The following is a 22,226-nucleotide window of genomic DNA, read 5'->3' as shown; positions in this document are numbered from 1 at the left end:
ACGATCAGCTCGAATTGCCGAGCATACGTGAGGGGTCCTACGTCAGCTCACCACCGCGAAGGCGACTTACCCTTGATCGACCCGGTGCGCTTCTTGCCCGGGTACGACCCCATATAACACCGCTCGCCTCGCTCGCCGATGCTCCACAGGCCCTCGCTCGTACCGTCGTGTATCCACTGGTAACCGCCCACGGCGTCGAGCGCGGCGACCGTCATGCCGACGTACCGGGCGCTGACCGCGAGGCAGCCGGCGGCGCCGCGATCGGAGGCCTTGTCCTCGCCCGGGAACTTGCCGTCCTTGGGCATGTACGTCCCGGTGTACTCGGCCAGGTGCGGCTTGGCGCACGGGACGAAGCGCAGGTCCTCGACGTGGTCGCCCTCGTCGGAGTAGTTCACGCACTGCACCGCCGCCGGCCGCTTGCCGCGCAGGCCGTCCTTGAGCGACGCGGCGCGCTCCGCGATGCCCTCGCCGTCGGCGGCCAGCTCGATCATCTCGCAGCGGTAGAACCTCGCCTCACCGCGCCACTCGAGGTCGGTGGGCAGCACGGGGGCGATGAAGACGCGGGCGTCGTGGTAGTCGTCGCCGAGGAACTTCGTCGCCTGCTTCGCGCAGTTCGTGTAGACCGTCTTGAACGCCGCGTCGCCGTACTCGGGCGGGGAGGTCGACTTGACGGCCTTAGCGTCCGTGATCTTCCCGACGTAGTACGTCTCGGTGGCGTGCCTGGTCTTGCAGTCGACCGGCGGGGCCACGAACAGGGCCAGGTCCCAGTCGATCGACTTCTCGCTCATGATGTTCGCCCGGCACACCCCCGACGCCGGCACGGGCACCTGGGCCTTGGGCAGGATCGCCCAGTCGCCGGTCAGATCGCCGTCGCCGGCCACGGCCGCGCAGCCGCCCAGCGCGAGCGCCGCCGCGGCCGCGAGGAGGGCCACCACCCGCCTCACCATTGGGACGGCAGCTTTCCCTTGATGGAGCCCGTCCGCTTTTTCTGCGGGTACGCCCCCAGATAGCAGCGGTGGGTGCGGTCGCCCATGTTCCATAGTGTCTCCGCGTCATCGGAGCCCGAGAAGATCCACTGGAACCCGCCGGTCGCCTGCATCTGCGACACGCTGTGCCCGGTGTAGACCGTACCCACGGCGAGGCAGCCGGCGGACGCCCTGTCGTAGAACGTCTTCTCGCTGGGGAACTTGCCGGCCTTGTGCGTGTACAGGCCGGTGAACTCCATCGTGTGCGGCTTGCTGCAGCTGATCCACGCGAACGAGGTGATCTGGTCGGAGCTGTCGACCTTGTTGTTGGCGCAGCCGATGGCGAGCGGCTTCTTGCCGCGCAGGCCGTCGCGGGCCGACGAGTTGCGCTTGACGAGCTTGCGGTTGGCCAGGACCTCCTGCAGCTCGCAGCGGTAGAACCGGGCGCCGGCCTGCCACTGGGTGTCCGTGGCCACCACCGGTACGACGGCCACCCGGGCCCGGTGGTAGTCGCCGCCGAGGAAGTCCGCGGCCTTCTTCACACAGGTCTGGTAGATGGACTTGAACTCCGGCTCGCCGGCACCGGGCGGATCGTCGAGGGCCACGGTCTTCTTGTCCGTGATCGTGCCGACGTAGTACGTCTCGGTGACATGCGCGGTCGTGCAGGCCATCGGCGGGCTGTCGAAGACGTCCAGTTCCCAGTCGACGGTCGTCGCGCTGCCGTCGCGGCACACGCTGTTGGCCGGCGGCGGCACCTTCGCCTCGGGCAGGATCGCCCAGTCGCCGGTCAGGTCCGCGTCACCAGCGGTCTTCACGCCGCAGGCACCGAGCGTCAGCGCCAGCAGAACCGCTGCCGCCACCGCCCCCAGCCGCCCCCGTCGCCGCATGCCACCATCTCCCTGATCTCCTCAAAGAGCGGCAGCATATGTGAGTACGACTCAGCGCGCGGCCCCGTCGGCGGCCCCCGTTGCCAGATCGTCACCACGCGCGAGATCGCCCACCATGCCCTCGACCGCGGCGGCCGGGTCGCCGCCGATGTCGATCACCCGGTTGTGCGCGTCGACATGCACGACGCTCGGCACGAAGGACCGCGCCGTGGCGTCGTCCATCTGCGCGTACGAGATGAGAATGACCAGGTCGCCGGGGCTCACGAGGCGCGCCGCCGCACCGTTGATGCCGATCACGCCGGTGCCCCGGGGACCCGGGATCACGTACGTCTCCAGGCGCGCCCCGTTGGTCACGTCCACGATCGCGACCTGCTCGCCCGGCAGCAGACCGGCCGCGTCGATGAGGTCCTCGTCCACGGTCACCGAGCCGACGTAGTGCAGGTCGGCCTGCGTCACCGTGGCCCGGTGGATCTTCGACTTGAGCATCGTGCGCAGAAACATCAGCGGATCTCCACGGCGAGGTTGTCGATGAGGCGGGTCGTGCCGACCTTCGCGGCCACGAGCAGGCGGGCGGGGCCGTGCGCGGGCGCCGGGCCGAGCGCCGGGTCGGTCAGCTCCAGGTAGTCCGGCACCACGCCGGGCTCGGCGGCGAGGACGGCGCGCGCGGCGCCCAGGACGTCCACGCCCGCCCGCGCCGCCGCCGCGCCCGCGCGCAGGGCCGCCGACAGGGCCAACGCGGCCGTCCGCTGCTCCGCCGACAGGTACCGGTTGCGACTGGACAGGGCCAGCCCGTCCGGCTCGCGGACGGTCGGCACGCCGACGATCTCCACGGGCAGATCGAGGTCGCGCACCATCTGCCGGATGAGTGTCAACTGCTGGTAGTCCTTCTGCCCGAAGTACGCCACGTCCGGCCGGGTGAGGTGCAGCAGCTTCAGCACGACCGTGAGCATCCCGTCGAAGTGGCCGGGCCGGCTCGCGCCCTCCAGCAGGGCGGCCAGCGGGCCGCCGGTGACCCGGGTGGCCGGCGCCCCGTCGGGGTAGATCTCGTCCGGCGCCGGGGTGAACACGACATCGGCCCCGACCTCCCGGCACAGGTCCAGATCGGCCGCCAGCGTGCGGGGATACTTGTCGAGGTCCTCGTTCGGCCCGAACTGCAGCGGGTTCACGAAGATCGTCGCGATGACGTGGTCGGCCTCCGCGCGGGCCGCGCGCAACAGCGCCGCGTGCCCCTCATGCAGGGCCCCCATGGTCATGACGACGGCGACCCGCCCGGTCAGCGCGCCACGCGCGGCCGCCAGGTCCGACCGCTTCGAGACAACCTTCATGCCGGCACCTCCGAGGCGTTGTCCGCGAAGACGCCCAGCAGGTCGCCGGCGTCGGCGGCGGGCAGGCGGCCCGACGCGATGGCCCGGTCGGCGGTGCGCCGGGCCAGGGCCACGTACGCCGGCACGCTCTCCGGCGCGGTCTGCCGCAGCACGGCCAGATGTCCGGCCAGGGTGCCGGCGTCGCCGCGGGCCACCGGTCCGGTGAGCGCGGCGTCGCCGTACGAGAGGGTGTTGTCCAACGCCGCGCGCAGCAGCGGCGCGAGCACCCGCTCGGGGTGCAGGACGCCGGCGTCGCGCAGCCGGTCCATCGCCTCGTTGACGAGCGTGACCAGGTGGTTGGCACCATGGGCGAGGGCCGCGTGGTAGAGCGGCCGATCGGCCTCGTCGATCCATTCGGGCACGCCGCCGAGGTCGGCGACCAGCCGGGTGGCCAGTGGCCGCACGTCGGCCGGGGCGGTCACGCCGAAGGAGATGCCCGCGAGCCGGTCGAGGTCCTCGGCCCGGCCCGTGAAGGTCATCGCCGGGTGCAGGGCGAGCGGGCGGGCGCCGGCGGCCGTGGCCGGGGCGAGCACCGCCGTGCCATGCGCGCCGGAGGTGTGGGCCACGACCAGGCCGGGGCGGATGGCGCCCGCCTCCGTGAGCCCGGCCACCAGCCCGGCCAGGGCGTCGTCCGGAACGGCGAGCAGCAGAAGATCAACGCCGTCGGCGACCGTATCGGCCGGCCGGATCTCGGCGTCGGGCAGGTAGCTTCGGATGCGGTCGCGGCTGGCGACCGAGACGGCCGCCGCGGAAACGACCCGATGGCCCGCGCGGATGAGCGCGGCCCCCAGTGTGGCGCCGACCCGGCCGGCGCCGATGATGCCCACGGACAGGGCCCTCATATATCGATCCAGTCCTCGAAGGTGGGTACCGGTCGTGTCCAGTATGCGTACCCTCGACGCCTTCTCGAAACACATTGTGGGGATCTTCACCGCGTAGGTTGGCCGGGTGACCCCAGCAGCCCCAACCTGGCGGATCGGGATGGAACAGGCGCTCTACGGCCCTGCCGGCTTCTTCACCACCGGCGCGGGCCCGGCCGCCCACTTCCGCACGAGCAGTCACGCCTCCGGCCCGTTCCTCACGGCCGTACTCGCGCTTCTGACCAGCCTCGACGCGGCGCTCGACAACCCCCCGGTGGTCGATCTTGTCGATGTCGGTGCGGGCCGCGGCGAGCTTCTGCTGGGCGTACGCGCGACCGCGCCACCCGCGCTGCGCGAGCGGCTGCGGCTCGTGGCCGTGGAGCTGGCCCCCCGCCCGGGCGACCTGCCGGCGGACATCGCCTGGACCGACCGGCTGCCCGACTCGGTGACCGGCCTGCTCACGGCCGTCGAGTGGCTCGACAACGTGCCGCTGGACGTCGTCCGCGAGGGCCGCTACGTGCGTGTCGACGACACGCTGGGCGACCCGGTCGCACCCGAGGACGCCGCCTGGCTCGCCCGCTGGTGGCCGGGGGACGGCCCGGCCGAGGTCGGGCGGACCCGGGATCTCGCCTGGGCGGCCGCCGTGTCCCGGCTGACCAGCGGCCTCGCGCTGGCGGTCGACTATGGACACGTCACCGGCGAACGCCCGGCGTCCGGCACGCTCACCGGCTACCGCGCGGGCCGGCAGGTGGCCCCGGTCGCGGACGGCAGCTGCGACATCACCGCCCACGTGGCGATCGACTCCGTAGCGGCGGCGGTCGGGCGCGCTCCGGCCGTACTCATGCGGCAGAGCGAGGCGCTCCGGGCGCTCGGGGCCGACGGACGGCGACCACCGATAAGCCTGGCCAGCACCGATCCGGCCGGCTACGTCCGTGCCCTGTCGGCCGCGTCGCTGGCGGCGGAGCTGACCGACCCCGGCGGGCTGGGCTCGCACTACTGGCTCCTGCACGGCGTGGGCGTGTCGCCGCCGGATCTCCTTCGCCCGCGGTAGCGACCCCAACGTCACGCGTTGGGTGCGGGCGGGCGCGACGCCGGGGACTACCATGCTCGGGTGAGCACGGACGCGCTGCGTGAGGTCACCGTCGGGACCGGGGCGGGGCTCGACACCGCCGACATGGTGCTCAACATCGGCCCCCAGCACCCCTCCACGCACGGCGTCCTGCGCCTGAAGCTCGTGCTCGACGGCGAGCGGGTGGTCTCGGCCGAGCCGATCGTGGGCTACATGCACCGGGGCGCGGAGAAGCTGTTCGAGGTCCGCGACTACCGGCAGATCATCGTCCTGGCCAACCGGCACGACTGGCTGTCGGCGTTCAGCAACGAGCTGGGCGTCGTGCTGGCCGTCGAGCGGCTCATGGGCATGGAGGTCCCGGAGCGCGCCGTGTGGCTGCGCACCGCGCTCGCCGAGCTGAACCGGGTGCTCAACCACCTGATGTTTCTCGGGTCCTATCCGCTGGAGATCGGCGCGATCACGCCGATGTTCTACGCGTTCCGGGAGCGGGAGACCCTGCAGGCCGTGATGGAGGAGGTCTCCGGCGGCCGGATGCATTACATGTTCAACCGGGTCGGCGGCCTCAAGGAGGAGGTGCCGGCCGGGTGGACGACCCGGGCCCGGCACGCGGTCGACTCCGTCCGCGCGGGCATGGCCGACCTGGACAACGTGATCCGGCGCAACGACATCTTCCTGGCCCGGACGGTGGGCGTGGGGGTGCTGACCGCGGCGGACGCGGCCGCCTACGGTGCTTCCGGCCCGGTCGCCCGCGCGTCGGGCCTCGACCTGGACCTGCGCCGCGACGAGCCGTACCTGGCCTACGGCGAGCTGGACGTGCCGGTCGTGACCCGGACGACCGGGGACTGCCACGCGCGGTTCGAGTGCCTGCTCGACCAGGTGTACGCGTCGCTGGACCTGGCGGCCGCGTGCCTGGACCGGGTCGACACCCTGCGCGGGCCGGTGAACGTGCGGCTGCCCAAGGTCGTCAAGGCGCCCGAGGGTCACACGTACGCGTGGACGGAGAACCCGCTCGGCATCAACGGGTACTACCTGGTCTCGCGCGGCGACAAGACGCCCTGGCGGATGAAGCTGCGCACCGCGTCCTACGCCAACGTGCAGGCGCTGTCGACGCTGCTGCCGGGCTGCCTGGTCGCCGACCTGATCGCGATCCTGGGTTCGATGTTCTTCGTGGTCGGCGACATCGACAAGTAGCTCAGCGCCAGCGGTCGTACTCCTCGGCGGCCCGCTGGCGCGGCACCGACCAGCTCCCGCCGGTGTAGGCGCCGCCGCCGCTGTTCGGCTCGCCGCCCCACTCGTCGTCGTCCTCGACCGCGCCGAAGTCCTGCAAGGGGCTCCAGTCGTACTCGGCGCCGACGTGCTGGTGGTCCTCGCGGTCGCGGTCGCGACCGTTGCTGCGATGGCTGCGCGGTGCCGCGTCGCCGCTCGCGCGACGCCGGCCCTCGTGGCGGCCGCCGCCCTCGCGCTCCTCCAACCGGCCGTCCCGGTGCTCGCGCGCGTCGGCGTCGCGGTGCGCCCGTACGAGCTTGGACTCGCGGGCGGTGCGGCCCTCTGTCTGGTCGCGCTCCTCGCGCCGCTCGCGTACGCCCCGCTCCCACTCGGGGTCGGCGCCCCGCTCCCACTCGGGGTCGGGCGCGGCCCGCCGGCCACCGCCCGTGTACGCCTGCGGCGACTCCCCGCGCGACGCGGGCAGCGCCCGCGGGGCGGGGCCCGCCTCGCGGGGCGGCACCCAGGTCGGCTGCGGCACGCCGTGGCTGCCCTCGCGCTCGGCGCGCCGGACGGCCGCCCAGCGGTCCTCGACACGCATCTCCGTGCCGTGCGCGTCGCTGCGCACCGAACTGCGGTGCTCGCCCACGCGCAGCTCGCGGCCGTGCTCATCGGCGCGGACGGCGGCCCACCGGTCGCCGTGCGCCGTGCCCTCCCACTGGCCCTCGACCACGGCGTCGCGCTGTCGATCGGCGCGACTGTCGGTCTCCCGACGGCGCCGGCCGCCGCCCGTGGGCTCGTGCCACTCCTCGGCCCGCCACGACTGCGGCGGCTCATCCCAGTCCTGCTGGCGCTCGCCGCGGGCGCCCGGGGTCCAGCGCGGGTTGCTGTCGTCCCAGTCCTCGAAGTCCTCGTCGGCCGCGCGGCGACGGCCGCCGCCGCGACGCGCGCCGGAGCTGACCGGCTCCTCGGCGTTGCGCGAGCCGTACACGGTGCCGCGCTCCTCGCCCTCGACGGTCATGGTGCGGCGGGTGACCTCGACGGTCTCGGTGCGGACCACGCCGGGGGCGCCCGGCGGCGCCGCCGCCTGGCGCTGCTGGGGGACGGCGCTGACCTGCTGCGCCGGGCGGCTCTGCAGCTCCTCGACCTGGACGCGCAACTGCTGGAGCTGGACCCGGACGGCCTCGATGCCCTCGGCCTGGTTGCGCACCCGCTCCACGGTCTCGGTCAGCACGTTGATCCGCTCGGTGAGCGTGCGGTGGGTGTTGCGGGCGGCGGTCGCCATGTCGTCCCGCACGTCGTTGCGAAGCTGGTCAAGCTCGCCGAGGAGAGTTTCCTGAAGCTCGATGCGCACCGAATCCGAGTCACGACGCAAGGTGATCGACAGTCCGATCAGGACCATCGTGAGAACGGCGAGCACTCCGCCGAGGCTCGTGACTCCGACCAGGAACAAAAGCGCTGCGAGGGGAGCGAGGCCCACCCCGCTCCAGAACAAGATCACGAGCGGCCGTGCCCCGCGCTGGTCCTGCTGGGAAACGGTGACCGGCATGGGTGAGAGGTTACTCAGGGTCGCCGGTCATGTGAAGCCGCCGACGTCAGGCGAGTGCCCCGACCCAGTGCAGCGACCGGGGCACCGCTGTGGTGTCGCGGCGGACTGGCTATCCCGCCGCTTTGCGGCCGGCTGAGGTCGCGATGCCCACGATCCAACCGACGATGAGGCCGTAGGCCGCGGCGTTCGCCGCAGCCAGAATCGCACTGTAGAGCGACGCGTCCCGGGTGAGGAACGCGGTGAGCATCGCGGCGAGTGCCGCCCCGAGTATCACCGCGAACCAACCCAGAAAGAACGCGCCCGCGCCCGCCGTCACGCCATTGGCGGCCACGCCGATGATCGCCGCAACGAAGATGATCAGCAGTAGTGCCCGCAGGTCGTGCGCGAGCACGTCCTTGCCGCTGAACGCCCACGCCGGCCAGGCGAGCGTACGCAGGAACAGGTCCCACGTGTTGTCGCCCTGCGCATGCCGTGCTGCCCATTCGGTGTACGCCTGATTACCGAAGGCCAGCACCAGTACGATGATCGCGAGTGTGCCCGAACTGGTGGCCGTACGGGCACGCGTGAAGATGGCCATGCCACTAAGTACCCATGGCTGACCGGACTCAGGCCTATCGGCTATTCGGTTGAGTGCTGGGTCAGGTAGTCGACGAATTTCGCCCGCAGCAACGGTTCCGTCTCGCCCAGCCCATGGCCCGTGAACTGCCGCCACAGCTCCAGGGCGTCGTCGATCGTGCCACCGATCGCCGACGGCGACCCGTCGAGCGCCTCGGCGTCGTCGGCGGTGGGCAGGTGCTGGAAAAGCGACCAGAAGAACTTCACGTCGCGCCGCTCCCGCGCCAGGGCGAACGCCCGTTCCCGCAGCTCCTCAGTGGAAAGCCCGTGGAGCGCGGTGCTACCGGATTCGTCGGCCATGGTCACACCATACCCACGACGCCGATCTTTAACGGGTGGATGTGCCCCACGCGTCCGTGCCACCCCACGTACCGCCCGGCTGGGCCGACCACGAGGTCGTCTGCGACGGCGGCGACGACCACAGGTCGGGCGACGTGCCCTGGCTGGCCGGCTGGGTCGCCGGGCTGGTGGTCCACACGTCGTCGCTCTCGGCGTAGTCGTCGAGCTCCGGCCGGCCGAACCGCTCGACCAGGCGGGTGGCCACGAGACCCACGCCGATGCCCAGCGCCGCGAAGGCCGCGTCGCCCCAACCCAGCCCGATCAGGCGCGTGTACGCCATGCCGATCGTCACCAGCGCCACGGCGAGCACCGTGCCGAAGACGCCACCCCGGCGGCCGAACGCGCTCGTGCCGCCGAGCAGGGCGATGCCCACGCCGAGGGCGGTCAGCAGCAGGCCGTCCGACGGCCCGGCCACGCCCCTGCTCGACGCCATCAGCACGCCGGCCAGCGCGGCCAGCGCGCTCGACCCGGCGAGCGCGACCACGGTCACCACGCCGGCCACGGCGCCCCGCCGGTCGGCGGGGTCACTGACCGGGCGGAACCGACCGACCAGCCGGCGTACCGCCGGCACGAGGCCGATCAGGCTGGCGAAGACGCTCAGCGCGCACACGCCGCCGAACCAGTAACCCGCGTGCGGGCCCGGGTTGTACGCGCTGACAAAGCTCAGCGTCTCCTGCGCCTGCATCCAGACCAGCAGGCCCAGGCCGGCACCGAGGCTCGCGGCCCAGGCGGGCACGTGCAGCCCGACCACGGCGACGCCGATGAGCACGCCGACGCCGGCGCCCACCGCGATCGCGACGCCGAGGGAGCCGGCCAGGCCGCCGGAGGCGTTCTGGGCGTAGTAGAGGGCGGCCGCGGCCGCGATGGGACCGACGGCGAGGTTGACCGCGCCGGCGCGCAGCGCCACCGCGCTGCCGACCGCGATCGCGCCCAGCACGCTGCCCTGCAGGAGCAGCCCGCGCAGCGAGTCACCGGAGAACGCCGAGGAGTTCTCGCGCAGCAGCAGGTAGGCCAGGCCGCCCACGAACAGGGCCAGCACCACCTCCCACAGGACGTGCACGAGCAGCCGGTCGCGGCCGGGCTCGCCGTCGGCGGGGTCGTCGAAGACGTAGTCGAGGTTCGGAGTCTGGGGCATGGGTGGCACCCTTCGGGGGAGGGTGAGGGTGTTGTCGTTCTCCGCTGGACTGACGGGTGCGCCAAGGGGCAGCACAGGCGCGGGCCGGTAGGGCTGCTGCGCCCCGTCGTCGAACGACATGATGTACGCCTCTCCAGGTTCGCTCGGCTCGCACGGTACCGCCCCAGGCCAACGTGCGACAGCCCTGCGGCGTTATGGGGTGTGCGTCGATTCCTCGTCGTCCGGCGACGGTGGCACCCGGCACGAGTGTTCGAGCCACAGTGCGGCGGCGACCAGCGCCAATCCGCCCACGAGGCCGGCGATGGCCGGCATGAGGTTCTCGTCGGCGACGCGCAGCGTGCCGCGCTCGATGAGGGCCCAGACGGCCACCCCGCCGTACGCCCCGCCGAAGATCGCGCCGGCCAGTGACGACGCCTTGGCGAGCACCACCCAGCGAGCCACCAGCAGCGGGTCCACCCGGGGCGTACCGGGCTTGCGGTCGATGCGCACCTTTGTATTGCGCGCCGCCACGGCCTCGACCACGGCGAGCGCCGCGAGCGTCACGCCGGGCAACCAGTTGAGGCTCGGCAGGTCGCCGTAGAAGCGGTTGATGACGATCCACGCCAGTGCGGCCGACGCCAGGCCGGCGACGACGAGGGTGCCGGGGCTGGTCGGGCGCAACGAGGGCTGTGGCGAGCCGTTCGGCCGCCCGGCATCGGAGGGTGGTTTGCCTGGCTCGCGCGTACTCATTGCTCGCAGGCTACCCCAGCGCGACATCCGGCCGGGCCGTCAGCCCGGCGACGTCGCCCGCGGCGGGCTGCTCGTTGATCAGTTCGTACACGAAGCCGTGCCCCGGCAACAGGCCGAACGGCTCGATGTCCAGCCACGGGCGCAGCACGAAGGCCCGCAGGTGGGCACGCGGGTGCGGCAGGATCAGCTCGGGGTCCGTGGAGATCACCGGCTGCCCGTCGCCGCCCCAGACGGCGATGACATCAACATCAAGCGTACGGGGGCCGAAAGGCCGCTCGGGGTCGCGTTCACGCCCGGCCGCGCGCTCGCACGCCCGCGCGCGGGTGAGCCAGGCGTGCGGGTTCTCGTCGCCGTCCTCCGCGATGAGGACCGCGTTGAGGTACGGCGGCTGGTCGGGGTCGCCCCACGGCGGCGTCTCGTACACCCCGGACACGACGCGCACCAGCTCGCCGAGGGTGGCGACGGCCAGTTCCAGGTTCTTTTCCCGGTCGCCGAGGTTGCTGCCCAGGGCCAGCACCGCCCGGCTCACGCCGGCCGTCCCCGGGTGAGGGTGACGGCCACGTCGGTGAACGCGTGGGCGATGGGCGCCTGCGGCTTGTGGACCGTGACCGTGGCGGTGCCGACGCGCGGGTCGGCCAGGCAGGCGTCGGCGAGCCGGCCGGCCAGGGTCTCGATGAGGTTCACCGGGTCCCCCTCGATGATCTCCACGAGCCGGTCGGCCAGCTCGCCGTAGTGCACGGTGTCGGCCACGTCGTCCGACGTGGCCGCCGGCGCGAGGTCGAGGGCGAGCACCACGTCGACCACGAAGTCCTGCCCCTGCTCGCGCTCGAACTCGTAGACCCCGTGACGCCCGCGGGCCGTGAGCCCGGTCAACGTGATCACATCACTCATCGGGCGTCCTCCGTCGCGCGCCACACCTTGAGGGCGTCCACCGACCCGAGGACGTCGTGGACGCGTACGCCCCACGCGCCGGCGGCGGCGGCGAGCACGGTGACCGCGACCGTCGCGGCCTCCCGTCCGTCGACCGGGCGCGGCTCGCCGGCGGCGTCCGCGAGCAGCCGGCCGAGGTACGACTTGCGGCTGGCGCCCACCAGCACCGGGTACCCGAGCCCGATGATCTCGTCGAGGCGGGCCTGCAGGCGCCAGTTGTGCTCGGCGGTCTTGGCGAACCCGAGACCGGGGTCGAGGATGATGCGGTCGGCCGCCACGCCGGCGGCGAGCGCGTCGTCGGCCCGCTGGCGCAGCTCGTCGCGCACCTCGGCCACCACGTCGTCGTAGACGGCGAGCTGCTGCATGGTGCGCGAGTGCCCGCGCCAGTGCATGAGGATCCACGGGCAGCCGGCGTCGGCGACCACGCGGGCCATGCCCGGGTCGGCGAGGCCGCCCGACACGTCGTTGACCACGCTGGCCCCGGCCGCGAGCGCGGCGGCGGCGACCTCGGCGCGGGTGGTGTCGATGCTCGTGGGCACGCCGGCCGCGCTCAGTGCGGAGATCACGGGCAGGACGCGGGCGGTCTCGGTGGCGGCGTCGACCCGGCCGGCCCCCGGGCGGGTGGACTCACCCCCGACGTCGACGAGGCTTGCCCCTTCTGTGTGCATTCGCACGCCATGTGCGACGGCCGCCTCCAGATCCGCATACCGTCCACCATCGGAGAAGCTGTCCGGCGTCACGTTGAGCACGCCCAACACGACCGGACACCGTGAGCGGCGGAGGGGGACGGCGCTGAACGGGACAGTCACCACACAGACGTTACGGGTCGACCGGTTGCGACTGGGCACGGGAGGTGCCGTTTCGTCCGCGTTGAGAGATTGTCCGATCCCGCTGGGTGGACACCTGTTCGGATGGGCGCGACCTGGGCATTTGGCTGCCGCCGACCGGCTGGCTAACCTTCGCGGCGAGGCTGATACGTGACGGGGAGGCACGGGCTGCAATATTCTGTCCAGCGGGCGGGTAGTGCAGGCACCTTCGACGCGGATCGGTGCATTAGGAAGGCGGCACCTGGTTCCACTCGGGCGGATTTTCCGAGAGGCTGGGCGCACATGCACCGGGGAGGTCTAACCATGATTGTCACCACACTCGCCCAGGTGGCGTGGGACCAGCTCGCTCACTCTGCGAGCATTCCCGCTTACGCTGAGCTGATAAATGTCCCGTTTGCGCCGGAACCGAAGGAAATCAACACCGACGGCGTCCTCACCTTTCTCGCCACGAAGATCACTCCGATTCTTCTGGCTGTACTCGGCGTGATCTTCCTGAGCCGCGCCGGTAAGGGCGAAATGTCGCGCGTGTTGACGAGTTCCGCTATCGCCATCGTGGGTCTCGCGTTCATCGCGGGTGCCGCGACGCTCTTCTTCGTCGGCGAGAGTCTCGTCTCGCTGCTGTTCAAGTAGGCCACCATGCGGCTGCGGACGGACGACGACATCTACCGGGCGAGGCTCGTCTATCTCGGTCCGCCCGGCTACACCCTGCCGATCCAGCTGCCCTACGCGCAGTACGGGCTGTTCATCCTGCTCGTGCCGCTCTTCATGTTCGTCCACTACGTCTTCACGCGGACCATCGACCCGTTCCCCGCCTGGGAGATCGCGCTCGCGATGGTCACCACCTCATATATCTGGCGCCACGTCGACCCCGACCGACCCGCGCGCACGGTCATCCGCACAGCCCTGACCGACTGGCGCGGCGCCAAGGCCGGCGCCGACGACGTCCGGTCCCCCCGCCTGGTGGCCCGTCGCATCCGGGTCCGTGAGGACGTCGTATGACACGTCAGCATGACGATCTTGACGATCTCGAGGACCTCGACGCCGGCCTGCTGGGAGTCGACCCGGTGACCGGCGCGGGCACGGGCCGGGTGGCCGTGTTCGGGGCCCCGGCGCCGGTCCCGCCACCCCCGGCCAACGGCAGAAAATCCGGGAGTACGGGCCGTCGCGCGCGCCCGGACCTCGACTCGCCCTTCCTCGACTTCTTCGACGGCGAGGAGCCCGTGTCCCCGCCCGCGGCGGGGTCCGTGTCGCCCGCCCCCGCCAGCGGCGGACCCGCCCGCGTCACCCCGCCGTTCAGCACGGCCCCCCGCCGGGCCGCCCCCGCCGCTGGCGGCGAGCCGCGCACCGCGACTCCCCGGCCCGGTGACCAGCGGGTCGTCGCTCAGCCCGGCGTGACCGGCCCGTCCGGCGAGCACCGCATCGTGCCGCGCGTTGGCGGGCCCAGCGGCGAGCACCCCGTCGTCCCCGCGCCGGGGACACGGCCCGCCAGGGCCACCGGCGAACACCGCGACACGCCGCCGCCCGCCCGGGTCGGCGGACCGACCGGCGAACACCCCACGGTCCCCGGAACGCGAGCGGGCGGGCACCGCGACGTGCCGGGAGCACGGGTCGGCGGACCGACCGGCGAACACCTCGCGGTCCCCGCGCCGGGCGCGCGAGCCGGCGGGCCCACCGGCGAACACCGCGTCGTACCCGCGCCCGAAGCGCGAGCCGGCGGGCCCACCGGGGAGCACCGGATCGTGGTGCCGCCCGGTGGCCGCGTCGGCGGGCCGCCCGCCAGCGCCGGCTCCTCGCGCGCGGGCGTGCCGCCCCAGGCCCCGCCGGCGAACCTGCCGGCCCGGGTCGAACCCGGCCGCAACACCGGTCGCCGGGCAGCGCCCGGCCGCGCCGACGGGGCCGGTGGCCCGCGGTCCCCGCGTACGCCATTGCCCCAGAACCGCACGGCGGCGCCGAGCCGGACCCTCGCCCGGACCACCGCATCAGCCCGCAATGCCCCACCGCCCGCAGCCCGCGCACCCAAGCGCAAGGACCGCGATCCCGCGGTCGAGCTGGCCATGACGGAGATCGCGGGCCACCTGACGTTCACCCCGCACACGGTCACGGCGTGGTACTGGCTGCCCGAGGTGCGCTGGGCCTTCCGCCCGGACGCCGACCGCGAGGCGCTCATCATCGCGATCTCCGAGCAGTACGCGGGCCTGGCCGGGTTCCGGCTGCACCTGCGGCGCACCACCCGGCCCTTCCCGGCCGACGAGTGGGCGCGCGTGGCCGACCACAACACGCACCGGCCGCTGCCGGATGTGCCCGGCGCGCCGAGCTGGGGCGACCACCTGGTCAACGCCCAGCGGCACCTGCTGCAGGTCAACCACGCCGAGGGGCAGACGTTCCTGGGCATCACGTTCGCGAAACGGACCCTGGGCGACACGCTGGCGGAACGCTTCGGCGCGCTGTTCGGGCGCGGTACGAGCGACGGCGAGCGGCGCCGGTGGGCGCGCACGGTCGAGCAGTTCGACGAGGTGCTCGGCGCGTTCGGCATGCGCGGCCGGCGGGTCAGCGCGGCCGAACTGGAATGGCTGCTCTACCGGTCGGTGGCGCTGTGCATGGCGCCGCCGTCGCTGCTGTCCGGGCAGGCGTCCGGCACGTGGGAGACCGGCGACCTGCTCGCGCTCACCGAGCAGATCGAGCGGTTCCGCTCGCCGTACGGGGCGACGACCCGGCTGGTCAACCGGCTCACCGGCGAGGAACGGCACGTCGCCGTCCTCACGGTCGGCCGGATGGAGCCGCTGGAGATCCCCGAGCGGCACGAGCCGTGGCTGCACTTCCACGAGCGGCTCCCCTGGCCCATGGAGATCTCGTCGCGCATCGACGTCCTCGGGCCCGGCGACTCGTTCCGCAACCTGGAGCACCGGCTGCGGATGATCCGCTCCCAGCAGCTGGACTACCTCTCCCACGGCATGGACGCCCCGCCCGAGCTGGAACGACTCGCCCAGCGGGCGCTCGTGCTCGGCGACGAGATGACCACCGGCCTGCCGGTCGACTCGTCGCGGGTGCACGGGTGGCACCGCATGGCCGTCAGCGGCGCCACCCGCGAAGAGGCGCTCGAACGGGCCCGCCGCGTCATCCAGCTCTACCAGCGCGAGATGCGCATCTCGCTGCAGCACCCGAAGGGGCAGGACAACCTGGCCCGCGAGTTCATCCCGGGCGAACCGCTCGCCAACACCGGCTACCTGCGCCGCATGCCGGTCAAGCTGCTCGCCGCCGCGCTGCCCCAGGCCGCGTCCACGGTCGGCGACCGGCGCGGCGACCTCATCGGGCGTACGTCCGGCACCAGCCGGCGGCCCGTCTTCCTCGACCTGCACTTCCCCATGGAAGTGCGGGAACGCTCCGGCCTGGCCGTGTTCGTGGCCGAGCCCGGCGGCGGCAAGTCGACGCTGATGGGCGCGCTGGGCTACCTGGCCGCACGACGGGGTGTCCAGGTCACCCTGCTCGACCCGTCCGGCCCGCTGGCGCGGCTCACCCAGATGCCGGAACTTCGCCCGTACTCCCGGGTGTTGAACCTGACCGGGTCCGAGCAGGGCACCCTCGCGCCGTACGCGCTGATCCCCACCCCGCAGCGGGCCCACTTCCCCGACTCGCCCGCAGGTGAGCAGGAATTCGGCATCGCCGTGTCCAACGCGCGCGCCGAGCGGCGCATGCTCGTGCAGGACATCTGCTCCATGCTCGTGCCGCCGCAGGTCGCCCGCGAGGCGGCCACCGCGACCGCGTTCCGGCACGCCGTCCGGCAGGTGCCCGCCGAGGAGTCGTCCACTTTGGACGACATCGTTTCCGTCCTGCAGAGCGTCGACGACGACAGCCGCGAACTCGGCAACCTGCTGCTCGACACCGCCGAGATGCCGCTCGCGCTGCTGTTCTTCGGCTCGCCGCCGCCCGGCACCCTCGGCGACGACGCCATCCTGACCGTGATCACCATGGCCGGCCTGCGCCTACCCGACCTCAAGATCGAGCGGGAGTACTGGTCGGCGGAGGAGCAGCTCGCCCTCCCCATGCTGCACACCGCCCACCGCCTCGCCGTACGCCGCTGCTACGGCGGCGCGATGGACTCCCGCAAACTTGTCGGCCTCGACGAGGCGCACTTCATGGAAGGCTGGCGGTCCGGCCGCTCCTTCCTCGTACGCCTGGCCCGCGACTCCCGCAAGTGGAACCTCGCCGCCCTGGTCGCCTCCCAGAACCCCCGCGACATCCTCGGCCTCGACGTCCAGAACCTCGTCTCGACGGTCTTCGTCGGACGCATCGCCGAGGACGCCGAGATCGCCGCCGAGGCGCTACGCCTCCTACGGGTCCCGGTCGACGACGGCTACGAAGCCGTCCTCGCCGGCTTGTCGCAGGTCGACGCCGCGTCGTCGCAACGCCTGGGGTTCCGCGAGTTCGTCATGCGCGACGTGGACGGACGCGTACAGAAGACGCGCATCGACGTCTCGTACGTGCCGGGTCTTTTGGAGCACCTGGACACCACCCCCGCCGCGCCCGACAGCGCGGCGACCGTCGAGGTTGAGCCGGAGGACTAGACGTGTACGCCTGGACGCGCCGGCACGCCGCCCGGCGGGATGCCACGGCACCCGCCACTTCGAAGCAGCGATGGTTCTCGTTCCTCCTGGCACTCGGCGTCATCGCCATGGCGACCGTCTTCTTCCCCTTCGCACCGGCAGCAGCGGGGCCAGCGGCACCGGTCGCCCAGGCACCCGGCCTGTGCACGGTCAAGGAGTGGCAGGCCGATATTCAGGGGTGCGTAGAACGACTCAAGGACGTAACGGCGCAACGCGTCCAATGCCTCAAGGCCCCCACCCCCGAAGCTCCCGACTCCGGCGTAGCCGGATGGTTCGCCACCCGCCCCGAGGCCGGCAAGCACGACGGCCAGAAGGGTTACTACACCTCCTACGGCTACGCCGGTTATTCGTACACCACGTACGACGTAGGTGGGTGTGTGCCCACGCTCATGCATCCGGACTACAAGTTCGAAAACACCGTGGCCAATGGCGAGTTCATGCTCGCCACCGGCGTCATCGGCGCGTCCAACGCACTGCGGGAGCGCGCGTGGGACCCCGGCCTGATGTGGGGCTGGGCGGACCCCCTGGTCGAGAAGGCAACCAAAGCCGTCTACGAGAAGGTCTTCACGGTCTTCGGCGCGGTCACGCTTGCCATCGTCGGTCTCTACCTGCTGTGGCGGTCGAGGCAGGCCGAGATGAGTGCGGCGATGACCACGGCCGCTTGGGCCGTCCTCGTCGCCGTGGCGGTCACCGCGATCGCCTCCTGGCCCGTCCTCAGCGCGCACCTTGCCGACCAGGCGCTTGTCTCGTCTCTTTCAGTTGTTCACGACGCGGTCGGCCCGCCGTCCGACGCCATCCCCGAGAGTGAGTGCAACCGCGAGAACAAGGCGTCCTGCCAGGACATTCGACCGCCCGCCGTACGCGCCAGCGACCTGACGGTCGAATCGATGCTCTACAAGAACTGGCTGCGTGGCGTGCTCGGTTCTGCCGACAGCGTCACTGCCCAGAAGTACGGCCAGGCACTATATGAGGCACGGTCGTTTTCTTGGGATGAGATCGAAAACATCCGCAATGATCAGTCACAGCGCGAACCGATCATTCAACGCAAAAGCACCCAGTGGATGAAAGTCGCCGAACAGATCCGAACCGAGGATCCGGAGGCTTACGAGTATCTGACTGGCGCGAAGGGCATGGACCGGATCGGGGCCGGATTCATTGCGCTACTCGCTTCGGTGCTGTTCGCGATGTTCGACATCGTCGCCTCCCTCCTGGTTCTTCTCGGATTCTTAATCTTCCGGTGGGCCGTCATCGCGGCGCCCATTCTCGGCACAGTGGCGCTCCTTCGCCCAGCCAGCGGTGGATTCCGGCGGCTGGTCAATGCCGTCGTCGCCGCGCTGTTCAACATCGTCATCTTCGGCACGGGCGCCGCTATCTACCTTTTCGCCGTGGACTTGATCATGAGCACGGCCACACTGGCGGGCTGGCTACAGGTCGTGTTGGTGTGGCTCTGCGGCGTCGTGGGTTGGCTGCTACTGCGACCGTACCGACGCATCACCCAACTCGGCGGGCGAGACCCAGCAGCGGCGATCGCGTCGCCGGGCAGTTGGCATCGGCGGTTCCTGCGCGACGCGCGGGACGTGGCGACGCTGGCGGTCACCCTGCCGGCCGCCGAGGAGGCCATCACGCGGGGCAAACCCGGCCAGCCGGCCCCGCCGACACGGACCGAGCAGCGCCCCGACGACAACCAGCGACCCGAGTTCCGGCCCGACGGCGTTCCGCCGACGCCCGACGGTGCGCCGGCTCCAGCGCCTGCGTCCGCTCCGGCACCCCGCCGGCGCATGCCGCCGCCCGATGGTGGTGGGTGGAGCGAGCCAGGCACTATCGAGACCGCGCCAAGCTACTCGGTCTATCGCCCCGGCCGCAGCAATGTGACCCCCGAACGCGCCACCCCATCGCGGCCGGCGATGCGGGCGGAGGCGCGACAGCAGGACTAACGCCGGCCGGCGGCTGAGCACGGCACCGGAGGGAGGAGCCGACGTGCGCAACGCGATGATGCGGCTCGGTGTGCGGGGCACGCTCGTCCTCGTACTCGCGATTCTCGTGGCGGCCGTCGTCGGCATCGCCCGGCTCGTCGGCGACGCCGCGCCGCGCCGAGAGCCCGCCCCGGACAGCGCCGCTGGAACGGTGCCTTCCACGGTGGACCCGACCGAGGGCCACGACGGAGTAGTTGCCACCTCTAAGCCACCCGCAGACGATCCTGCCGTACGCGCCGCGGCCAACAGCTTCATGAAGGCCTGGCTCCGCTCGGATCTCGCCGCCCAGGCCTGGCACGACGGCATCGCGAAGCTCGCCACAGACGACCTCGTCGACAAGCTCGACGGCGTCGACCCGGCCACCGTCCCGGCGACCCGCACCACTGGCACGGTCGAGATCGTGGCCAAGCAGGCGGACTTCGCCCAGGTCAACGTGCCCGTGGACTCCGGCACCGTCAGCCTTCGGCTGCGCCAGGCGGACGGCCGCTGGCTCGTCGACGGGGTGGACTGGGAGCGGGTATGACGGGGCCCATCGGGACTGCGGCAGCCGCCACGGCAGCGGCGAAGGCGGCCCGACCGGCCGGGCGGGCACTGCGACGGGGCCTCATCGCTGGCGGCGTGGTCGCGCTGCTCTGCCTGCTCTGCATCGGCGGCGCAACGATGAGTCTCCTCGGCGGGCTCACCGACGACCCCGCGACGACCGCGCTCAACGCGAACTGCGGAGCCGGCGTGAAGGTCGACCCCAACACAAAGCTGCCGCAGATCGGCGGCCTGACGTCCGACCAGGTACGCAACGCCGCCATCATCATCCAGGTGGGCCAGCAGATGCGCGTACCGGCGCGCGGCTGGGTGATCGCTATCGCGACCGCGCTACAGGAGTCGCGCCTGAGCAACCTCCCCCACCTGGGCAACCGTAACGACCATGACTCCATCGGGGTGTTCCAGCAGCGCCCCAGCCAGGGCTGGGGCACCGTCGAGCAGCTGTCCGACCCGGCGTACCAGGCCCGCAAGTTCTACGAGAAGCTCATCAAGGTCCGCGCCTGGCAGACGCTGGCGCTGACAGTGGCAGCGCAGCGCGTCCAGATCAGCGCCTATCCGGACGCCTATGCCAAGCACGAGGCCCAGGCTTCGGACATCGTGGATGCCCTCACCGGCGGCGCGGCCCGCTCCGTGATCAACGTCGCGGCGGTGCGCTGCGCAGCGCCCGGCGAGATCGCCGCATCCGGCTGGACGGTGCCGCTGAAGGGACCCATCACCTCGGGCTACCGCACCCTGTCACGCCCAGGGCACGACGGCGTCGACATCGGAGTCGCGAAGGGAACCGACGTCAGGGCTGCGGCGTCAGGGGTCGTCCTGACGGCCGTCTGCAACGCACACATCGGTGTGCGGTCGTATAGCTGCGATCGGGACGGTGGGATCTTCGTGCAGGGCTGCGGCTGGTACGTCGACATCGAGCACGCGGGCGGCGTTATCACCCGGTACTGCCACATGCAGCAGCGCCCGTTCGTCGTGCCCGGTCAGATGGTCGCGGCTGGCGATGTCATCGGCAAGTCGGGCTCCAGCGGCAACTCCTCCGGCCCTCACCTGCACTTCGAGGTGCACCTCAACAAGGACGCCAGCGACACCGGGGCGACGAATCCCGTGACCTTCATGGCGGCCAAGGGCGCCGCTTTGACAGGATCGGGGGCATGACCGGCAGCCCACCAGCCCCGATCGTGCCCGTACCCGCCGCGAGCCAGTCCACCCTGCGCGGTCACCGAGTAATCGTTGGCGTGCCCGGCCTCGGCTGGCGCGGTGACCTGCGCGCCGACGACGCCGTGGTCCGTGGCAGCCGTACCTTCGTGCCCGTCATCACGGAGCAGGACTACTACCGCGCCGAGACCGACGACCTGGAGGTCTTCGCTCCGCTCGTGCCGATCGACCGGGTCTGGGTCGAACAGGTCGCCGAGGGGTGCAGCCCGATGCTCGTCACCATCACACTCGACGCACCGCCCCAGCGCGCGCCGCTGCCGGCTTCACTTGCCACCAACATCACGGGAGCGCGAGTAGTACGCGGCGTGCCTGACGGACACATTCGTGGCCTTCGGGCGGTCACCGAGATCTACGACAACGACAGCGGTGCGGCCTGCGCCCGAGTCTGCGACGAAGCCGAGTGGTACGCCTGGGCACTAACCGGCACTACGCCTGCCACTGTCGAGGTGGCCGTTGACCTGCTCTGGGTGGAATGACGCTCAACTCTTGGGATGAGCGCCACAGACCCGCCAGCCACTGGCGTTGATCACGTCGAAGGTCCAATAACGCTGGCCACTCGGTGTCACGTCCTCTGGGTACCGGAATAGCATCCGAACCTCCACCTGCGCGCGGTCGCCCGAGGTTTCAGCCGTTGTCATGCTTCCCCAGGACACCCTCGCTTCCGAGTCCATCTGTCCCTTGACAGCACTCGTCGCTTCTTCGGCGGTCCAGTCTGAGCAGATGAACAGTCCAACCTTCGCCGCGTCTTCCTCCACAAACATCGCAGTTAGCATTTGTTGAACGGACGCTGTGGGCGTGGAGCGGTCAGGTTCGGTGGCCTTCTGGTAGACGAAGACGCCGGTCGCGAGCAGGGCGGATGCCACGCCGATGACGGCGAACAGCACGATGGGCAGGATCGTGCGGGCCGCCTTCCGTCCTTTGGACGGCTGTGGCGGCGTACTCGTTGAAGGGGTTTCCGACGGTCCCGACGGGGCGCTCTGCTCCGACAAGTCAGCCACGGTCTCAGCGTAGCCGCTACGCGCCGGTGAGGTCTTCGACGGCGTGGTCGATGCTGGCGTACGAAACGGTGATCCGCTCGCCGCGACGGGACCTGGCCGGGTGCGGTGGCCGGCGGGCACGGGTCCGGTGTTTTCGTGGAGGCGCTTGGGGATGGCTTAGGTGTCCGGGCTACCGGGGCGACTTCATACAGCCTGGTCCCGAGTGTTGAGGTCCGCGATCACGGACTCCGGAAAGACAAGATGGCCGTAGGGAACCGATGTCTCCGAGACAGGCTCGCGACACGCTGCCAGCGTGTCTGTCAAGTTCTGCGAGTACGGGGGATGCCGAATCAGGTACTGATTGACTACTGTCTCTGTTGAAGCGGTGCGCTTCGCGACTACCTGGCCTCGGCAGCCAATGCCGGCAGCCGTGATGACCCTGAACGCAGGG

Annotated in this window: 23 protein-coding genes; 9 read left to right on the top strand and 14 right to left on the bottom strand. The window is 71.5% G+C overall.

The features are described 5' to 3' along the window. Positions 1-47: 47 nt before the first annotated feature. From ABD191_RS13265 to ABD191_RS13245, 5 genes are read right to left on the bottom strand one after another with little or no spacing between them, the layout of a single operon-like run. The gene (locus ABD191_RS13265; RefSeq protein WP_344080924.1) at positions 48-935 is read right to left on the bottom strand and encodes a septum formation family protein; all 888 of its coding nucleotides are present in this window, start codon (positions 933-935) and stop codon (positions 48-50) included. 5 nt (positions 936-940) lie between these two features. Next, complete coding sequence (locus ABD191_RS13260; protein ID WP_344080922.1) at positions 941-1,852, bottom strand: septum formation family protein; 912 nt, start codon at positions 1,850-1,852, stop codon at positions 941-943. 51 nt (positions 1,853-1,903) lie between these two features. After that, on the bottom strand, positions 1,904-2,353 hold the full coding sequence (panD, locus tag ABD191_RS13255) for an aspartate 1-decarboxylase (RefSeq protein ID WP_344080919.1): 450 nt from the start codon (positions 2,351-2,353) through the stop codon (positions 1,904-1,906). Continuing rightward, positions 2,353-3,177: a pantoate--beta-alanine ligase gene (gene panC, locus ABD191_RS13250; RefSeq protein ID WP_344080916.1), complete on the bottom strand. Its 825-nt coding sequence runs from the start codon at positions 3,175-3,177 to the stop codon at positions 2,353-2,355. Before panC ends, panD begins: the two co-directional genes overlap by 1 nt. Further along, a complete protein-coding gene (locus tag ABD191_RS13245; RefSeq protein WP_344080913.1) occupies positions 3,174-4,058 on the bottom strand; it encodes a Rossmann-like and DUF2520 domain-containing protein in 885 nt (294 codons plus the stop codon). Before ABD191_RS13245 ends, panC begins: the two co-directional genes overlap by 4 nt. 139 nt (positions 4,059-4,197) lie before the next feature. Here ABD191_RS13245 and ABD191_RS13240 point away from each other — a divergent pair, with 139 nt between their 5' ends. Continuing rightward, positions 4,198-5,127, top strand: coding sequence for an SAM-dependent methyltransferase (locus ABD191_RS13240; protein WP_344081162.1), 930 nt, complete (start codon positions 4,198-4,200; stop codon positions 5,125-5,127). 60 nt (positions 5,128-5,187) lie between these two features. Further along, positions 5,188-6,336, top strand: coding sequence for an NADH-quinone oxidoreductase subunit D (locus ABD191_RS13235; protein ID WP_344080910.1), 1,149 nt, complete (start codon positions 5,188-5,190; stop codon positions 6,334-6,336). Between the two features lies 1 nt (position 6,337). Here ABD191_RS13235 and ABD191_RS13230 read toward each other — a convergent pair whose 3' ends face one another. The 8 genes from ABD191_RS13230 to folP form a co-directional block, all read right to left on the bottom strand. After that, the gene (locus tag ABD191_RS13230; protein ID WP_344080907.1) at positions 6,338-7,897 is read right to left on the bottom strand and encodes a hypothetical protein; all 1,560 of its coding nucleotides are present in this window, start codon (positions 7,895-7,897) and stop codon (positions 6,338-6,340) included. Between the two features lie 109 nt (positions 7,898-8,006). Next, positions 8,007-8,474 carry a hypothetical protein gene (locus ABD191_RS13225; RefSeq protein WP_344080904.1) on the bottom strand — a complete coding sequence of 156 codons (468 nt, stop codon included), beginning with the start codon at positions 8,472-8,474 and terminating at the stop codon, positions 8,007-8,009. Between the two features lie 41 nt (positions 8,475-8,515). Continuing rightward, positions 8,516-8,812: a hypothetical protein gene (locus ABD191_RS13220; RefSeq protein ID WP_344080901.1), complete on the bottom strand. Its 297-nt coding sequence runs from the start codon at positions 8,810-8,812 to the stop codon at positions 8,516-8,518. A gap of 28 nt (positions 8,813-8,840) precedes the next feature. Then, positions 8,841-9,986 (bottom strand): ABC transporter permease, encoded by a 1,146-nt coding sequence (locus tag ABD191_RS13215; RefSeq protein ID WP_344080898.1) that lies wholly within the window; start codon positions 9,984-9,986, stop codon positions 8,841-8,843. Between the two features lie 192 nt (positions 9,987-10,178). Then, on the bottom strand, positions 10,179-10,715 hold the full coding sequence (locus ABD191_RS13210) for a DUF3180 domain-containing protein (protein WP_344080895.1): 537 nt from the start codon (positions 10,713-10,715) through the stop codon (positions 10,179-10,181). Between the two features lie 10 nt (positions 10,716-10,725). Beyond that, positions 10,726-11,244 (bottom strand): 2-amino-4-hydroxy-6-hydroxymethyldihydropteridine diphosphokinase, encoded by a 519-nt coding sequence (gene folK / locus ABD191_RS13205; RefSeq protein ID WP_344080892.1) that lies wholly within the window; start codon positions 11,242-11,244, stop codon positions 10,726-10,728. Then, positions 11,241-11,606, bottom strand: coding sequence for a dihydroneopterin aldolase (gene folB, locus ABD191_RS13200; protein ID WP_344080889.1), 366 nt, complete (start codon positions 11,604-11,606; stop codon positions 11,241-11,243). The genes folK and folB overlap by 4 nt, the downstream gene beginning before the upstream one ends. Next, the gene (folP, locus tag ABD191_RS13195; RefSeq protein ID WP_344080886.1) at positions 11,603-12,454 is read right to left on the bottom strand and encodes a dihydropteroate synthase; all 852 of its coding nucleotides are present in this window, start codon (positions 12,452-12,454) and stop codon (positions 11,603-11,605) included. The genes folB and folP overlap by 4 nt, the downstream gene beginning before the upstream one ends. A 321-nt stretch (positions 12,455-12,775) precedes the next feature. On the opposite strand from folP, the gene ABD191_RS13190 reads away from it, so the two are divergent. The 7 genes from ABD191_RS13190 (at position 12,776) to ABD191_RS13160 (ending at position 21,274) form a co-directional block, all read left to right on the top strand. Beyond that, complete coding sequence (locus ABD191_RS13190) at positions 12,776-13,102, top strand: hypothetical protein (RefSeq protein WP_344080883.1); 327 nt, start codon at positions 12,776-12,778, stop codon at positions 13,100-13,102. Positions 13,103-13,108: 6 nt separating this feature from the next. Then, positions 13,109-13,471, top strand: coding sequence for a hypothetical protein (locus ABD191_RS13185; protein ID WP_344080880.1), 363 nt, complete (start codon positions 13,109-13,111; stop codon positions 13,469-13,471). Beyond that, the gene (locus ABD191_RS13180; RefSeq protein ID WP_344080877.1) at positions 13,468-17,034 is read left to right on the top strand and encodes an ATP-binding protein; all 3,567 of its coding nucleotides are present in this window, start codon (positions 13,468-13,470) and stop codon (positions 17,032-17,034) included. The genes ABD191_RS13185 and ABD191_RS13180 overlap by 4 nt, the downstream gene beginning before the upstream one ends. A gap of 107 nt (positions 17,035-17,141) precedes the next feature. Then, on the top strand, positions 17,142-19,007 hold the full coding sequence (locus ABD191_RS13175) for a DMT family transporter (RefSeq protein ID WP_344081159.1): 1,866 nt from the start codon (positions 17,142-17,144) through the stop codon (positions 19,005-19,007). Positions 19,008-19,050: 43 nt separating this feature from the next. Then, positions 19,051-19,569 carry a hypothetical protein gene (locus ABD191_RS13170; protein ID WP_344080874.1) on the top strand — a complete coding sequence of 173 codons (519 nt, stop codon included), beginning with the start codon at positions 19,051-19,053 and terminating at the stop codon, positions 19,567-19,569. Next, complete coding sequence (locus ABD191_RS13165; RefSeq protein WP_425560713.1) at positions 19,566-20,738, top strand: M23 family metallopeptidase; 1,173 nt, start codon at positions 19,566-19,568, stop codon at positions 20,736-20,738. The genes ABD191_RS13170 and ABD191_RS13165 overlap by 4 nt, the downstream gene beginning before the upstream one ends. Then, positions 20,735-21,274 (top strand): hypothetical protein, encoded by a 540-nt coding sequence (locus ABD191_RS13160; RefSeq protein WP_344080868.1) that lies wholly within the window; start codon positions 20,735-20,737, stop codon positions 21,272-21,274. The genes ABD191_RS13165 and ABD191_RS13160 overlap by 4 nt, the downstream gene beginning before the upstream one ends. Before the next feature lie 3 nt (positions 21,275-21,277). On the opposite strand, the gene ABD191_RS13155 is transcribed toward ABD191_RS13160, so the two are convergent. After that, a complete protein-coding gene (locus ABD191_RS13155) occupies positions 21,278-21,682 on the bottom strand; it encodes a hypothetical protein (protein ID WP_344080865.1) in 405 nt (134 codons plus the stop codon). Between the last annotated feature and the right edge of the window lie 544 nt (positions 21,683-22,226).

The sequence above is a fragment of the Luedemannella helvata genome (genome assembly GCF_039528415.1).
Classification (GTDB): domain Bacteria; phylum Actinomycetota; class Actinomycetes; order Mycobacteriales; family Micromonosporaceae; genus Luedemannella; species Luedemannella helvata.
Note: the sequence above shows the minus strand (reverse complement) of the source record. Positions and strands in the feature narration are given on the sequence as shown.